15 protein-coding genes are annotated in these 14,292 nt (G+C 36.9%); 8 read left to right on the top strand and 7 right to left on the bottom strand.

Annotated features, from left to right (window positions below; translation table 11 throughout):
- Positions 1 to 403: 403 nt before the first annotated feature.
- The 4 genes from ASG21_RS17690 (at position 404) to ASG21_RS17675 (ending at position 4,769) form a co-directional block, all read left to right on the top strand.
- The gene (locus ASG21_RS17690; RefSeq protein WP_056083733.1) at positions 404 to 1,852 is read left to right on the top strand and encodes a DUF4836 family protein; all 1,449 of its coding nucleotides are present in this window, start codon (positions 404 to 406) and stop codon (positions 1,850 to 1,852) included.
- A complete protein-coding gene (locus ASG21_RS17685; protein WP_056083730.1) occupies positions 1,845 to 2,492 on the top strand; it encodes an ATP-binding cassette domain-containing protein in 648 nt (215 codons plus the stop codon). Before ASG21_RS17690 ends, ASG21_RS17685 begins: the two co-directional genes overlap by 8 nt.
- 5 nt (positions 2,493 to 2,497) lie before the next feature.
- Positions 2,498 to 3,658 (top strand): FtsX-like permease family protein, encoded by a 1,161-nt coding sequence (locus tag ASG21_RS17680; protein ID WP_056083727.1) that lies wholly within the window; start codon positions 2,498 to 2,500, stop codon positions 3,656 to 3,658.
- Between the two features lie 358 nt (positions 3,659 to 4,016).
- Positions 4,017 to 4,769 (top strand): hypothetical protein, encoded by a 753-nt coding sequence (locus ASG21_RS17675; RefSeq protein WP_056083724.1) that lies wholly within the window; start codon positions 4,017 to 4,019, stop codon positions 4,767 to 4,769.
- 132 nt (positions 4,770 to 4,901) lie between these two features.
- On the opposite strand, the gene ASG21_RS17670 is transcribed toward ASG21_RS17675, so the two are convergent.
- A complete protein-coding gene (locus tag ASG21_RS17670; RefSeq protein WP_056083721.1) occupies positions 4,902 to 6,437 on the bottom strand; it encodes a YifB family Mg chelatase-like AAA ATPase in 1,536 nt (511 codons plus the stop codon).
- Positions 6,438 to 6,510: 73 nt separating this feature from the next.
- Positions 6,511 to 6,921 (bottom strand): hypothetical protein, encoded by a 411-nt coding sequence (locus ASG21_RS17665; protein ID WP_056083718.1) that lies wholly within the window; start codon positions 6,919 to 6,921, stop codon positions 6,511 to 6,513.
- A 158-nt stretch (positions 6,922 to 7,079) separates the two neighbouring features.
- Here ASG21_RS17665 and ASG21_RS17660 point away from each other — a divergent pair, with 158 nt between their 5' ends.
- The 3 genes from ASG21_RS17660 (at position 7,080) to ASG21_RS17650 (ending at position 8,552) form a co-directional block, all read left to right on the top strand.
- On the top strand, positions 7,080 to 7,427 hold the full coding sequence (locus ASG21_RS17660) for a tRNA-binding protein (protein ID WP_056083716.1): 348 nt from the start codon (positions 7,080 to 7,082) through the stop codon (positions 7,425 to 7,427).
- 87 nt (positions 7,428 to 7,514) lie between these two features.
- On the top strand, positions 7,515 to 8,207 hold the full coding sequence (locus tag ASG21_RS17655) for a 3'-5' exonuclease (RefSeq protein WP_056083713.1): 693 nt from the start codon (positions 7,515 to 7,517) through the stop codon (positions 8,205 to 8,207).
- Between the two features lie 18 nt (positions 8,208 to 8,225).
- Entirely contained in the window at positions 8,226 to 8,552 is a 327-nt protein-coding gene (locus tag ASG21_RS17650; RefSeq protein WP_056083710.1) for an SUF system Fe-S cluster assembly protein, read from the top strand.
- 64 nt (positions 8,553 to 8,616) lie between these two features.
- Here the strand turns inward: ASG21_RS17650 and ASG21_RS17645 are convergent, their stop codons facing one another.
- Genes ASG21_RS17645 through ASG21_RS17625 form a run of 5 tightly spaced genes read right to left on the bottom strand, consistent with a single transcriptional unit; the run spans position 8,617 to position 12,826 of the window.
- Complete coding sequence (locus tag ASG21_RS17645; protein ID WP_056083706.1) at positions 8,617 to 9,153, bottom strand: GNAT family N-acetyltransferase; 537 nt, start codon at positions 9,151 to 9,153, stop codon at positions 8,617 to 8,619.
- Positions 9,119 to 9,781, bottom strand: a complete 663-nt coding sequence (locus ASG21_RS17640; protein ID WP_056083703.1) for a hypothetical protein — start codon at positions 9,779 to 9,781, stop codon at positions 9,119 to 9,121. The genes ASG21_RS17645 and ASG21_RS17640 overlap by 35 nt, the downstream gene beginning before the upstream one ends.
- 32 nt (positions 9,782 to 9,813) lie before the next feature.
- Positions 9,814 to 10,896 carry a mannose-1-phosphate guanylyltransferase gene (locus ASG21_RS17635; RefSeq protein ID WP_056083701.1) on the bottom strand — a complete coding sequence of 361 codons (1,083 nt, stop codon included), beginning with the start codon at positions 10,894 to 10,896 and terminating at the stop codon, positions 9,814 to 9,816.
- A gap of 3 nt (positions 10,897 to 10,899) precedes the next feature.
- Positions 10,900 to 11,490 carry a SprT-like domain-containing protein gene (locus tag ASG21_RS17630; protein WP_056083696.1) on the bottom strand — a complete coding sequence of 197 codons (591 nt, stop codon included), beginning with the start codon at positions 11,488 to 11,490 and terminating at the stop codon, positions 10,900 to 10,902.
- A gap of 1 nt (position 11,491) precedes the next feature.
- The gene (locus ASG21_RS17625) at positions 11,492 to 12,826 is read right to left on the bottom strand and encodes a TolC family protein (RefSeq protein ID WP_056083693.1); all 1,335 of its coding nucleotides are present in this window, start codon (positions 12,824 to 12,826) and stop codon (positions 11,492 to 11,494) included.
- 183 nt (positions 12,827 to 13,009) lie between these two features.
- On the opposite strand from ASG21_RS17625, the gene ASG21_RS17620 reads away from it, so the two are divergent.
- Complete coding sequence (locus ASG21_RS17620; protein ID WP_056083690.1) at positions 13,010 to 14,254, top strand: folylpolyglutamate synthase/dihydrofolate synthase family protein; 1,245 nt, start codon at positions 13,010 to 13,012, stop codon at positions 14,252 to 14,254.
- Positions 14,255 to 14,292 lie beyond the last annotated feature (38 nt).

Raw genomic sequence — 14,292 nt, 5'->3', positions numbered from 1 at the left:
TTTTTTTGCCTGGGCTTGAAAAAAGCGCTGGCAAAAAAAAGATATAGCGGAAAGCGGGATTAAGCTCCTAAAAAAAAGATTTCGGGGAAACGTTTTCAGTTTGAAATATTGCGCAATAAAAAACCCGAAATCTTACGACTCCGGGTTTTGATATTTCATTATACTGTTGTTCTAAGAATGTACCAAACCACGAAGCCCCGCCTTTGCAAAAGGCAATCCTACTGTTGAATGTAAGTTGAATCTGAACATTGCTTCGTTGTTTTTTAAAATGGTTAAACTTGATTTTCAGATGCAAAGATATTATTTTTTTTGAAATTCAAAATAAAATTTTAATTTTTTTTCACGTTAACATGATTTCCATGTAGTACAAAATGTTATATTTGTTTTCTTAACTCAAACATTTATGAAAAGCACTTTAATGAAAACTTTACTGTGTGCATTTGCGCTGGTAATCCTTTTTTCATGTAATTCTAACAAGAATGATGAAATCTTAAACTACACCACAGACACGACTTTGGGAATATCCAGAGTAAATCTGAAGGAAATTTCAAAAAAAATTCCTGTAGACAAAATCCTGAAAGAGAAGAAAAATATTCAGGCTGAAGAAAAGCTGTTTCTGCAGTTGGTCAATAAACCTGAGGAATCCGGAATCGACATCGATAAGCCTCTCTATCTTCTCGTTGATCAGGGAAAAACAAATTCTGAATTTGACGTAAAATCTTTTCTTTGGATCAATGACAAGGCGAAGTTCCAGAAAAGTATGACTGATCTGACCAAAACGAAAGTGACCATCGACAACAAAGATCATATCTACATTGGTGGAAAACTTGCCGGAAGTATGAAGGGCGATATGGCCATTATGGTCAGCGAAAAAGCGTACAATCCTTATGGTGGATACAATTCTGCGATGCCTGAAGGTTCTGAGAGAATCAACGATAAATATTTCGCAGATTTCTGGGCAAGAAAAGGAAGTAAAAATGCTGCGATCAAAGAGCAGGTAAACAATTCTCTTGTAGGAAATAAAGATGTGAGCGGATGGGTAAATCTTGCTGCCGTAGCGAGCTTCGCATCTAAAGGTTATATTGAAACACTTGCCATCAACAAACTGATCAAAGATTCGGGAATTGGTTTTGATTTTAATTTCGACAAAGGTAAAGCTGATATGGAAACTAAAACTTTCTTTAACAGCGATATGAAGAAAATCGTAGAGAAATATTACGATAAAAATAAAGTAAACTACGATCTTGTAAAAAATGTGGAACTGGATAATGCAAAGTCATACTCAATCGGGTTTTTCAGTTTAGATTTTATGAGATATCTTGTGAAAGAATCTGGTTTTGAAGCTACGGTAAATCATTATTTGGCTTCAAGCAACAAGTCTTTGGAAGACATCACTTCTACTTTTACTGGAGATTATGCTTTTGTTGATTTTAAAGTAAAACAGGATACCGCTGATTATTACAATTACAGATCAGACAATGCGATCGTTTTAGGATTTAACCCGAAAAACAAAGCTACACTGACAAGTCTGATGGATCAGTATCTTACATCTGCAGGAAAAAGATATGTAGTAACAGACAATCAGGTAATTGTTTCTGAAAATCCTGAGGTTCTTTCTCAGTTTCAGGGGGAAAAAGCCGGAAAAAATTCAACTTTGGATAAAAAATCGGGTGTGATGTCTTATTCATGGTCTGACGGTAAAGATTACAACCAAAGAGAAAATCCGCCGGTGAAAGTGATCAGTATGACCAACGAATCTAAGGAAGACAGCGGAAACCTTCTTTCTAAAACGGTATTTACTCTCGACAAGAAAGACGAAAACGCACTGTATTATTTATTAATGAATGACTGATATTGTTTTAAATAATATTTCGCCAAAATATTTTACCCCGAAAAATATTGAAGATTCTGAAATCTGGAATCGGAATATCACATTCGCAAAAGGTAAAAAAAATCTGATCATTGCACCGTCAGGGAGCGGGAAATCTACTCTTGCGACGGCAATGCTCGGAACTCATTTCCAATATGAAGGAGAAATAAAATATGGGACGAAAGTTGTAAAAAAACTGCATCTGGAAAAAATTGTTGAACACAGAAAACAGGGCATCAGCTTGCTTTTTCAGGATGTAAGAATGATTAAAAACCTGACTATTTCTGAGAATATACTGCTGCGTATATTTAATAAAGATAAAAAACAGTTTATTCCAAAAATGGAAGAATATTCGCGACGTCTCGGAATTGAAAGTCTTCTGAACAAGAAAGCTGAAAACTGCTCGTATGGGGAACGCCAACGAAGCGCCATCGTGAGAAGCCTGATCAATCCGACAGATTTTTTGATTTACGATGAATGTTTCAGCCATTTGGATATTAACAATAAAAAAATTGCCTTTTCACTGATCAACGAAGTTTCTGAAGAAAGTGGAAGTTCGGTGATCTTTTTTGAGCTGAACGAGTTTCCTTTTGAGCATCATTATCAAATTCTTCATCTATAAACGCTATGAAGAAAATTTTTAATTCACTTATTCTGTACGCCGGACTGTTCATTGCCTTTATTTTGGTGTTATCCTGTCTGCAGCTGTACGAAAATGCCAACCGTCTTTTCGGAAGCAAAAGCAGTGACAGCAATTACTGGCTTACTTTCAGCAAAAAACTCACTCCGGATAATATCGGACGTAAAGAACTGCTGGGTTTTAATGAAAATGAAGTTGCGAAGATCAAAAACTGGTCTGAGGTAAAAAACATCTACCCTTTTTCTGCCAATGAGTTTAAAGCTTCGGCGAACGGAGGCGATTTTATTCCTTTTTACACTGATCTTTATTTTGAAAGTGTAGATTTGAAGGCGATTGACGTTCCTCTGAAAGAAGAAGAGTTTCAGGTGAACGGAGATGAAATTCCAATTATTATTTCAAGGGAATATCTGAATCTTTACAATTACGGTTTTGCCATTAATCAAGGCTTACCGCAGATTTCAGAAGATTTTGCCAAGAAAATCGAAGTTAATATCAACATTACTATTAATAAGGAAAACAAAACGTATCGGGGAAAAATGGTTGGGCTTTCAGACAGAATTCATTCTGTGTTGATTCCTAAAAAATTCCTTGACTCTCTGAATGCTGCTGCCAAACCGGAACTTGCCAGTCAACCTAAAATTTACAACAGGGTTTTGGTTCAGGTAAAAGATTCCGGAGATGAAGGCTTGGTTTCGAAAATGAAGGAAAACGGCTATGAATCGAATCAGGAAAGCCTACGTTCAGCAAAAATAAAGTCGAAACTGTTTTTGGTTTTAAAAGTGATTGCAGTTTTGGGGATTTTCATTTTCGCTTTATGCCTTTATATTATTGTAAGTTTTATTAAAATTCAGTTTTTAGAGAAACAGGAAGAAGTTTCCATTAAAAACAGTCTTGGATATTCGCCAAAGAAAATGGTAAGCGATATCAGCAGGAAGTTCAGTTTAAATTTAATGATTGTTTTAATTTTAAGTTTAGGACTGATTGCCTTAGGACAATACCTGATTGCGAAATCTGATGTTTCCAACGGTTTGCTGTCGATGTATGTGAATCCGTTTTTATGGACGGTCATTGTTGTTGTACCGCTGCTCGTTTATTTCTTTGTCAATATTCTGATTTACCGCTGGCTGCTGAAAAGCTGGAAAATATAATAGAAAACGACCGTCGTGATGACGGTCGTTTTTGTTTTAAGTGAAAAAATATTTCAGATAATTTTGGCAACTTTTTAAACATTCCAAAACCCCACCGTACACGATGAACACACACTTAATCATACTTAAATCCTGGTAAGGCGAAAAAAAATATTTTACATCTATCCGTAATTTATTATATTTGAATTTTACTAAATCGTTTCATAAACAGTTCCTCTTGCGAAGCGGAATAATTAAAAAATTGTTGTTAATACAATTTGCGGGGATTCAATTTATGGATAAAGAAAAGTTAAAAATTATCATTTAAGGAAATCGTATTCTGTTGAATAGTCAGGAATAACACAAATTAATTAGATATATGAAAAAAGTTTACCTCAGCCTTATTGTCGCAATTAACACTTACTCATATGCACAGGTTGGAATTAACAATTCATCACCTAAAAGCACATTAGATATTACTGCAGCACTCTCCACCGGCACTCTGAATCCGGAGACAAAGGATGGGATCATCATTCCTAATCTGGACAGGCAAAGAGCACAGGCAATGGGAAACAATACCACTCCTGTAACCACACTTTCTACACTGATCTACGTTAATAACAGTACAACAGGAACAGCAACCGGTTCAGCTATAAATATCGGATCGCCGGGCTTTTATTATTTTGATACTGCCGCACTTCCAGCACCCGGAGTCTGGCAACCAATCAGATCAACCAATGTTGACATCTATGGAGGTCAACTGAAAATACCGCCACACCAGCAGTATACATCCGATTTTAGCAATCACAATAATACTATTTATGACAGCGATAACTGGTGGGTAATTTCTAAGGTATCGACCTACGCAGGAACCAATACTCCGGCCAAAATGGTTATTGTATATGAATTTCAGGGAAGCCCATTTAACGTTTCAGGACTTTATCCGCAGCTAACCGCCGGTAATAACAGCGGATTGCCAGATGTCTACAATGCAAATATGATTTCTATTGAAAATAACGGCACTAACGGAAGAACGAGACTTACAGTTGTAGTAGTTCGTTCAGACAATTTTGCAAATAATTGGCAGGGAACTTTTCTCTTAAATGTGCTTCTTACACGAAGAGTAAACTAAATATTTTTTCAGATCATCAATTGAATTGATCATGCAGAAGTTTTTCTGGATGTAAATTCTCTTTTTAGAAAATTCCCAAACAGCACGAAAGTTTTTTAGCCTATCACTTACCATCTTAAAGATTTTAGAGTTTTAAACATTCCAAAATTCACGATCCAGACTTCTGTACTGTATTGCTTCGGATATATGGTGTGATAAAATATTTTCAGATTCTTCCAGATCAGCGATTGTTCTTGCCACTTTTAAGATTCTGTCATAGGCTCTTGCAGACAGATTCAGTTTTTCCATGGCCATTTTGATGAGATTAAATGAGGTGTCGTCCAATTCGCAGAATTTTTCCAGTTCACGCGACCCAATTTGGGCGTTGTAGCTTATCGGTAAATCTTTATACCGCTCATTCTGAATCTCACGAGCCACCAAAACCCGCTTTCTGATGTCTTCACTTTTTTCACCTTTTCTTTTTTCGGCGAGCTGTTCAAACTCAACTTTCTGTACTTCTACATGAATATCAATACGGTCTAAAAGCGGACCCGAAAGTTTATTCATATACCTCTGCATTTCAAAAACAGAAGATGTATTATTCGGATCATCGGGAAAATATCCGCTTGGGCTGGGGTTCATAGATGCGACCAGCATAAAACTCGAAGGATAATTTACAGTAAATTTAGCTCTCGAAATCGTTACTTCACGGTCTTCCAGCGGTTGCCGCATGACTTCAAGAACGGTTCGTTTAAATTCCGGCATTTCATCCAGAAATAAAACTCCGTTGTGAGCTAAAGAAATTTCTCCGGGCTGAGGATAACTTCCGCCACCGACCAGTGCGACGTCCGAAATTGTGTGGTGCGGACTGCGGAACGGCCGAACCGTCATCAGTGACGTTTCAGTTCCCATTTTTCCGGCAACAGAATGAATTTTTGTGGTTTCCAGAGCTTCCTTTAAAGTTAACGGAGGTAAAATACTCGGAACTCTTTTCGCCAACATCGTTTTTCCGCTTCCGGGAGGGCCGATCAGAATAATATTGTGACCGCCGGCCGCAGCAACTTCCATGGCTCTTTTTGCTGTTTCCTGGCCTTTCACTTCAGAGAAATCAAAAGGAAATGAATTGATTTTATCCTGAAATTCTTTCCTGGTATCCAAAACTGTTTTCTCCAAAGGAGTTCCTTCGTTAAAAAAATCAATGACTTCTTTGATGTTTTCTACACCATAAACGTCGAGATTATTTACAATAGCTGCTTCTCTGGTATTCTGTTTCGGTAAAATAATCCCTTTGAAACCTTCTTCACGAGCCTGAATGGCAATAGGCAATACGCCTTTGATCGGTTGTAAACTTCCGTCCAGCGAAAGCTCACCCATGATGATGTAATCTTTAATATGTTCGGCAACAATCTGGTCTGAAGCCACCAGAATTCCCATGGCAATACTCAGATCGTAAGCTGCTCCTTCTTTTCTGAGGTCTGCAGGAGCCATGTTTATCGTGATTTTCTTTCCGGGAATTTTGAAACCGACATTTTTCAGTGCGGCAGAAATTCTGTAGCTGCTTTCTTTGATGGCATTGTCTGGAAGACCCACAAGATGGTAGCCTACCCCACCGGTATCTATGTTGACTTCAATAGTAATGGTTTGAGCAGATACTCCGAAGATGGCACTTCCGTAAATTTTGATCAGCATTGCTTTGTGTTTGAAGTAAATTTAAAAATTTTCCGGCAAATTATGAAAGTTTTAAATTTAAATTTTAATGCTGTTATTTTTTGTGTGTAAGGTCAAAATCAATTTTAGACTTTTTTATTTTGACAGAATCATTAACTTTTTGAAGTAAAAAAGATTCTTTAGTATTCGAAATTGACCGAATTACATCATAAGTTAATAAAAATTCTGATTCTGAATCTGTTCCAATAGCTGTTGTTTTCTGCCATCCGATAAGCCTGTAGTCGAGGATTGATCCATTTTCATTTTCTACCATATCATATATGAGATAGAATTTCTCTCTATCTTCTTCCTGCTGATCAAATAATTTAACGGCATCTTCTTTATTATGCTGTTTCAGGAAAGTATAAAAATTTAGAACTGTTTTTTCAGCTTCTACAACTTCATTGTCCTTTGACACACATCCGAAGAAAAGGAAGGATATAACAATCAAAATATATTTTTTCATCATCGCGAAATTTAATTTTTGTGAATTAGTTCTTCTGTCTCTCTAATACAGCAGGCATTTAACAAACATAGAGAAAATCTTTAACAGTAAATTATTTTAGATAAAATTTGAATCAAAATTTTAATACTTTTGTTTAAACCTCATAATTCTTTTATGTAATGAGCACTAAACGCGAAATATCCTGGGCAGATTTTGAAAAATTAGACATCAGATCCGGAACAATTATTTCTGTAAATGATTTTGAAAAAGCCAGAAATCCTTCCTACCAACTTGAAATTGACTTTGGAGATTTGGGAATAAGAAAATCTGCAGCACAAATCACATCATTTTACAACAAGGAAGATTTAGTGGGAAGGCAGATTTTAGCTGTGGTGAATTTTCCGAAAAAACAGATTGCCAATTTCTTCAGTGAATGTCTTGTTTTAGGTGTCTATGGTGAAGATTCCAAAGACGTAACCCTTCTTTCGCCTTCATTGCCTGTAAAAAACGGACTGCAGGTTGGTTAAATTCAACAAAAATTTCAAAACTAATGGATTAAAAACCTTTAGGGTTTGAAATGACGAATACTATTACTTAGAAAAATCAAACACAATATGATCCAAAATATTCCTATAGAAAAACTACTGTTTCTTGACATAGAAACGGTTCCACAGCATGGAAACTGGAACGAAATTCCTGACACCGAACAAACGCTTTGGGATAAAAAAACAAGATACCAGCGCAAGGATGAAATTTCCGCAGAAGATTTTTATGATCGGGCAGGAATCATGGCAGAATTTGGAAAAATTATCTGCATTACCATCGGAATGGTCGAAAAAAACGACACTTTAAAAATCAAAAGCTTTGCAAACGACGATGAGAAAATTCTGCTTGAAGAGTTTGGTGAAATTTTCAACAGCATGAGGCTTCGCGACGTGATTCTCTGTGCTCACAATGGCAAGGAATTCGATTTCCCCTGGATTGCCAGAAGATTTTTAATCAACGGAATGCAACCGCCTTCTCCCTTCCAGCTTTTCGGAAAAAAACCATGGGAAATTCCGCATATAGACACGATGGAACTCTGGAAATTCGGGGATTATAAAAGTTTTGTTTCACTGGAACTTCTGGCGCATGTTTTCGGGATTCCGACGCCAAAAGACGATATCGACGGATCAATGGTTTCATCAATTTACTACATAGAAAAAGACTTGCAGAGAATAGTAGACTATTGTGAAAAAGATGTCTTAACTTTGGCCAATATTTTCCGGCGCATGCGTCAGGAAGATTTACTGAAAAGATATTCTTAATTTAGATTAATCATAAAAATGAAATTTACAGACGATCAGATCGCAGATATTGGTGAAGAAATAATTGGTGTTTTAAAAACGGTTTATGATCCCGAAATTCCGGTAGACATTTATGAGCTGGGATTAATTTACGACGTGCAGATCTCTGAAGAAGCCGATGTAAAGATTATTATGACGCTTACAACGCCTAACTGTCCGGTTGCAGAAACGCTTCCACAAGAGGTGAAAGATAAAGTGAAAGAGGTGGAAAATGTAAATGATGTAGATCTGGAACTTACTTTTGAGCCAAGCTGGAACAAAGATATGATGAGCGAAGAAGCAAAATTTGAGCTCGGAATGCTTTAATATTTAAATTTTAGCTGAAACATACAGAAAGCCGTCACAATTGTGGTGGCTTTTTACTTACACTTTATTCAGTTTCAAAATACATCAATTCCTCATCTTCATTGGGAAGTGTAACGAAGTTTTTGAACTTTAAATCCAGCTTTTCAATTAATTTTTGGGATGAAATATTATCTTTGGTAGTGATGGCAGAAATCTTTTTTAAATTAAACCGGTTCATGACCTCATCTTTTATTTTAGCGGCAGCTTCGTACATCAAACCTTTTCCTTCAAATTTTTCAAGGACAGAAAAACCAATATCCGAAACATCGAGACCCTCACGCTCAAAAATACCTACTGCACCAATTTTAATATTTTCTTCCTTTAAAATTACTGCATAATTCCCATAGCCCAGACGGTTGATCTGCGGGAAAAATCTGTTTTCAATATAATTTTCAGCAGCTTCAAGACTTGTGATATGTCTGTTTCCGATGAACTTTATGAAATTGGGCATGTTGTAAAGATCAAAAATCAGCTGAGCATCGTCTAACGAAATCAAGCGGATGATGAGCCTTTCGGTTTCAAAGAAATTATCTTCGTTTTGCAGGTTGTTTTTTGGGGTCATCTTTCGGTTCAGGCTTTTTTTCTATTTTTAAAAGTCTCGGATTGTTTTTGCACTTTTTATTATAAAGTTCGATATAAGAACCGTTCTCTTCAGCTTTTTCGATCATTCCCGAAGTTTTGGAAACTGTAAGCGTGAAATGCTTTTTCTGATACGGACATTCCTGAGAAGTGACTTTTCCCAGATCAAGATAATAATTTTTTGCATCCTGATGGTAATTTGCGGCAAGGTCTACAAACTCATCATCAATAATATAGCCTTCCAAAACAGCTGACAGCGCTGCCTCCTCGGCATTATCAATTTTACCGATAAATGGTTTGAGATCTTTTAAATCTGTAATATAACTTATCTTCCCCCCTTTAGAATTAACGATGTAGAAAAAAGTATCTTCACTCGGTGTAAGATCAAAACCGGAAAACTGTGGCAGATAATCTTTTTTTGAACCGGAAATTTTCACCTCTTTATTTTTGCCGTATTCGTTGTACACCAAAACCCAGAAATCATATTTGTCATTCGGAATTATCTGAGCCAAAACATTCTGCAAGCTGGCAAATTTCTTTTTCTCCTGTGAAAATACAAGAGTTGAAATAAGCATTAAAACTAAAATTCCGGTGTTCTTTAAACTGTTCATAAATCGAGTTGCGGCAGCATAATGCCGGCTTTTTACATAAATTTATCCCCTTTTTTAAGGTTTTTCAGATCAAGAACATAATCTTTGATGCGCTGATCGTGATCTCTCGGGCAGATCAGAAGAACCTTGTCTGTATCTACAACGATAAAATCGTTTAATCCGTCTACGATGACCGCTTTATTTACATTTTTTAAATGAATGATGTTTCCTGAAGAGTTGTAGGAAAGTGAATGTTTGTGCGGGTTGGCGTTGTTATTTTCGTCTTTTTCACTATTCTCAAAAACAGATCTCCAGGTTCCCAGATCACTCCAGCCAAGATCGGCGGGGATGACGTGTACATTTTCTGCTTTTTCCAGAATACCGTTGTCAATGGAAATCTTCTGAATTTTAGGATAAATGGTTTCAATACAGCTGATTTCACTTTCAGAATTATACTCACACGAAGTAAACTGCTGCGTCATTTCCGGAAGAAAATCTTCAAAAGCTTTTTGAATCGTCTTAATATTCCAGATAAAAATACCTGCATTCCAAAGGAAATCACCGCTTTCCAGAAAAGTATTGGCCAGTTCTAAAATTGGTTTTTCGGTCAGTGTTTTCACTTTATGCAAATCAGACTGCCTGCTTTCTACGTACTGTATGTATCTGTAGCCGGTTTCCGGCCTGGTCGGAACGATTCCCAGAGTAATCAGATAATCATTTTTGGAAGCTAAATTCAAGGCAAGTTTTACTTTTTCAAGAAAAACATCTTCCTTTAAAATTAAATGATCTGCGGGCAAAACGATAAGCGTGGCATCAGGATTCAGTTCCCCGATTTTATTGGCCATGTACAGATTACAGGCTGAAGTATTTTTCACAAGCGGCTCGCCCACAATGTTTGCCTCAGGGATTTCCGGAAGCTGCTGATGAGAAAGAGCAACGTATTCTTTATTCGTAATTACGAAAATGTTTTCTTTAGGAATAAGCTTGCTGATGCGGTCGTAGGTCTGCTGAATCATCGTGCGACCCGTCCCCAGGATATCCTGAAACTGTTTTGGAAATTTTTGCGTACTCAATGGCCAGAAACGGCTTCCGATGCCACCTGCCATGATTACGCAGTATTGATTTGATGTTGACATTTTTTAACTGCAATTTTGTACCCTCGCCAAAGGCCTGAAAGAATACTTTCTGCCTGTTTCGAGGTTCATACAAAGATAGTTTTTTTTGATCAGACCTTCTAAAACATACTTTTGATTTCGGTAGATAAAGTTTTCTCCTTTCTTAATGCTTTCCACATAAACGCCATCATCATCATTTTTTTCAAAATGAAAATACTTAACGAGTTCCGGACTTGCCATAAAATTAGCCTTCGGAGATCTGGAGAATCGGATGATGATTGACTGTAATTCTTTGCTATAAACGTCAATGCTTTCCAGCAACATAATTCTGAATGTATGTTTCCACTCATTTCCGTGTGGTGCAATTCTGCGGCCGTACTTTTCAAAAGCGAGGAGGTGTGCCAGCTCATGAGTGAAAACAAAGAAAAAAAGCTCGGGATGAAGTGTAGAATTGATCGTGATTTCATGTGAACCATCACGCTTTTTTCTGTAATCTCCCAGTTTAGATTTGCGGTCTCTTGTAATTGTAATGTGAATGGAATGGCCAGCAAACCATTTTTTCAGATGGCTTACACAGTTGTCCGGCAAAAATTTTTCCAGCGTTTGAATAGACATTTTACAAACTTAAAGGGATTCCCGCATAGAAATTTAATAATTTTAAACTGAAAAGATAATTGTATTTAGACTGAGCCACCGATCCCTGTGCATTGGCATAGTTGTTTCGGGCAATATTCACGTCAAAAATTGTAGAACGGCCCGCGGCATAGCTTTTCTCAGCAAAATCCAGCGAAAGTTTTGTATTTCTTTCTGCTTCTGTGGCAGCGAGGTAAATTTCGTAGTTGGCATCGGCGTCAAACTGAGCCTGCTGAACGCTTTGTCGGATGGCAAATTTCTGCTGTTCGTAGTTGTTTTTGGCAATACTTTCATTGATTTTTGCCTGTTCCACCTGAAGTTTAGTAATTCCTTTGTTGAAAATAGGAACATTTAGAGACAGACCTGCCTGCTGCCCGAAATTATCGCTGTACTGATTAAAAAAAGAAGGATTATTATTTGGAAGACCAAACTGATCGTATCTGTTCAAAAGGTTATTGTAAAAACTTCCAACCCCTACACTTGCCGTAAGTGTAGGATAAAATGCTGTCCGGGTAACAATTGTCTGCGCCTCCGCAGCTTTAATTCTGCTCTCAGCAGCTTTTACCAATGGCTGATTTTCGTAGGCGGTTGTAAGAACTTCATCCACATTCACCAGTTGAGGTGCTAGCTGATCAGACACTTCTACATCCTCCACATCAAAATCTTTATATTCTTTAAGCTGAAGGAGCTGAGCTAATGCAAAAAGACTACGACCCACATTGATTTCGGCGGTTTTTAAATTTTGCTTTTCTCTTGCCAGAGCCGCTGCAGCTTCTGCCAAAACAGTCTGCGCGGTTGTTCCCACTTCAGTTGTAGCTTTAGATCGGTCGTACTGCTTTTGTGCATTGGTTACGGCACTCTGAGAAATTTTTACAATCTCTTTATTCAGAAGGGTATTCAGATATTGCTGGGCAATCTGAAGTGAAATGTCATTTTTAATGGTTTCGATATCATACTGACTTGCCTCAACATCAAACTGGGTTTTTCTGACAGTTTTTTCCAGTCTTCCGTTGTTGTAAAGTAAAATATCGGCTCCGATATTAGCATTATTGCTGAATCTGTCGTTCCTGATACTTCCCGTTCCCAAAGAGGCCCGCCCGAAGCTCACATTATTTCCCATGTTGGCAGACACAGTTGGCAGGTAATTGCTTTTGGCAATTTTCAGGTTGGCATCCTGAATCTGTTTATTATATTCATTCTGAATTACCTGCAGATTATTTTTCACAGCATAATCTACACATTCCCGCAGTGACCACTTTTTCTGAGCATTAAGGCTCAAAACCGAAAGTCCCGCAAAAAGAATCAGAAATTTTTTCATATTGAGTTATTTTTTGTTTTTAAAGCTAAAATTCAGTCGTAATTTCTTTACAGGTTTTTGAAAAACCAAAATACAGCGAATTCATATCAGCTTTTTTCACATTAGACGAAACCATTACAGAAAAGTTACAGCGGATGCAAAATTTATATTTTATTTTACCAAAACTTTCAGGAATTTTGTGGCATGACAAATCAGCAATATCAGGAAGCTGTAGAATGGCTTTTCGTACAGGCTCCGAATTATCAGATTGACGGCGAGAAAGCCTATAAACCGGGATTGGACAATATTACAAGGCTCTGTGCTTTTTTTGGCAATCCTCAGGAAAAAATCAAATGCATTCATATCGGAGGAACCAATGGTAAAGGCTCTACCAGCAATATGTTGGCATCAGTTTTACAGGAAGCCGGCTACACGGTCGGGCTTTACAATTCCCCACACCTCATCGATTTTACCGAAAGAATAAAAATTAACGGAAAAAACTGTGATAAGGAATTTGTCTATGATTTTATTTTAAAATTAAAGACACTTCCTGAAGACATTCTGCCGTCATTTTTCGAGTTTACGACCATAATGGCGTTTGAATATTTTGCTCAGAAAAATGTGGATTTTGCCATTATTGAAGTCGGTTTGGGCGGAAGACTGGATTCCACCAATATTATTAAACCTCTAGTTTCGGCTATCACCAACGTGCAGCTTGATCATCAGAATATTTTAGGCAACACCATTGAAGAGATTGCTTTTGAAAAAGCAGGAATTATTAAACCTCAAGTTCCAATTGTCTTCGGCGATGAAAATGAAGTAGTCAGAAATATTATTAAAGCCAAAGCTGAAAAAGAAAATGCACCACTTACCGATGCAGCTTTGTTGGAATCAGATTTAAAATCAGATTTAAAAGGAAACTATCAGCATAAGAATATAAAAGTAGTTTTGGGTCTGACTGCAGAATTAAAAAAACAGAATTATGCAATTTCAGATGAAAATATAAAAACCGGACTTTTACATGTTCATCAAAACACAGGTTTCATCGGCCGCTGGTTTGAATTTTCTCAAAACCCACTTACAATCTGTGACACGGCACACAATCAGGCTGGGTTGGAATTTGTTTTTTCACAGTTAAATTCAATTCCGAAACATAAACATATCGTTTTAGGTTTTGTAAATGACAAGAAAATTGATGATGTCATGTCTCTTCTTCCTGAAAATTCTGAGTTTTATTTTGCAAAACCTTCCATTAACAGAGGCCGTCATCCGGGAGAGTATGAAGATTTATTAAAAAATTCAAAAATAATTTATAAAATTTTTGATTCTGTTCAGGACGCGTATCTTTCTGCAAAACAGAAATGTACAAATGGAGAAATGATTTTTATTGGCGGAAGCAACTTTGTAGTGGGAGAATTTTTAGAAAAAAACTTGACTGATATAAAATAAGTGTGTATATTTGCACCACTCAAAACGAGAAATCGTCT

Source organism: Chryseobacterium sp. Leaf394, from assembly GCF_001424105.1.
Taxonomy (GTDB): domain Bacteria; phylum Bacteroidota; class Bacteroidia; order Flavobacteriales; family Weeksellaceae; genus Chryseobacterium.
The sequence above is the reverse complement of the archived record's forward strand: the minus strand, read 5'-3'. Positions and strand labels throughout refer to the sequence as shown.

Bases quoted from the DNA above. Each gene is read 5' to 3' on its own strand.
- ASG21_RS17690 (WP_056083733.1), top strand. From the start codon at position 404: ATGAAAAGCACTTTAATGAAAACTTTACTGTGTGCATTTGCGCTGGTA.
- ASG21_RS17685 (WP_056083730.1), top strand. From the start codon at position 1,845: ATGACTGATATTGTTTTAAATAATATTTCGCCAAAATATTTTACCCCG.
- ASG21_RS17680 (WP_056083727.1), top strand. From the start codon at position 2,498: ATGAAGAAAATTTTTAATTCACTTATTCTGTACGCCGGACTGTTCATT.
- ASG21_RS17675 (WP_056083724.1), top strand. From the start codon at position 4,017: ATGAAAAAAGTTTACCTCAGCCTTATTGTCGCAATTAACACTTACTCA.
- ASG21_RS17670 (WP_056083721.1), bottom strand. From the start codon at position 6,437: ATGCTGATCAAAATTTACGGAAGTGCCATCTTCGGAGTATCTGCTCAA.
- ASG21_RS17665 (WP_056083718.1), bottom strand. From the start codon at position 6,921: ATGAAAAAATATATTTTGATTGTTATATCCTTCCTTTTCTTCGGATGT.
- ASG21_RS17660 (WP_056083716.1), top strand. From the start codon at position 7,080: ATGAGCACTAAACGCGAAATATCCTGGGCAGATTTTGAAAAATTAGAC.
- ASG21_RS17655 (WP_056083713.1), top strand. From the start codon at position 7,515: ATGATCCAAAATATTCCTATAGAAAAACTACTGTTTCTTGACATAGAA.
- ASG21_RS17650 (WP_056083710.1), top strand. From the start codon at position 8,226: ATGAAATTTACAGACGATCAGATCGCAGATATTGGTGAAGAAATAATT.
- ASG21_RS17645 (WP_056083706.1), bottom strand. From the start codon at position 9,153: ATGACCCCAAAAAACAACCTGCAAAACGAAGATAATTTCTTTGAAACC.
- ASG21_RS17640 (WP_056083703.1), bottom strand. From the start codon at position 9,781: ATGAACAGTTTAAAGAACACCGGAATTTTAGTTTTAATGCTTATTTCA.
- ASG21_RS17635 (WP_056083701.1), bottom strand. From the start codon at position 10,896: ATGTCAACATCAAATCAATACTGCGTAATCATGGCAGGTGGCATCGGA.
- ASG21_RS17630 (WP_056083696.1), bottom strand. From the start codon at position 11,490: ATGTCTATTCAAACGCTGGAAAAATTTTTGCCGGACAACTGTGTAAGC.
- ASG21_RS17625 (WP_056083693.1), bottom strand. From the start codon at position 12,826: ATGAAAAAATTTCTGATTCTTTTTGCGGGACTTTCGGTTTTGAGCCTT.
- ASG21_RS17620 (WP_056083690.1), top strand. From the start codon at position 13,010: ATGACAAATCAGCAATATCAGGAAGCTGTAGAATGGCTTTTCGTACAG.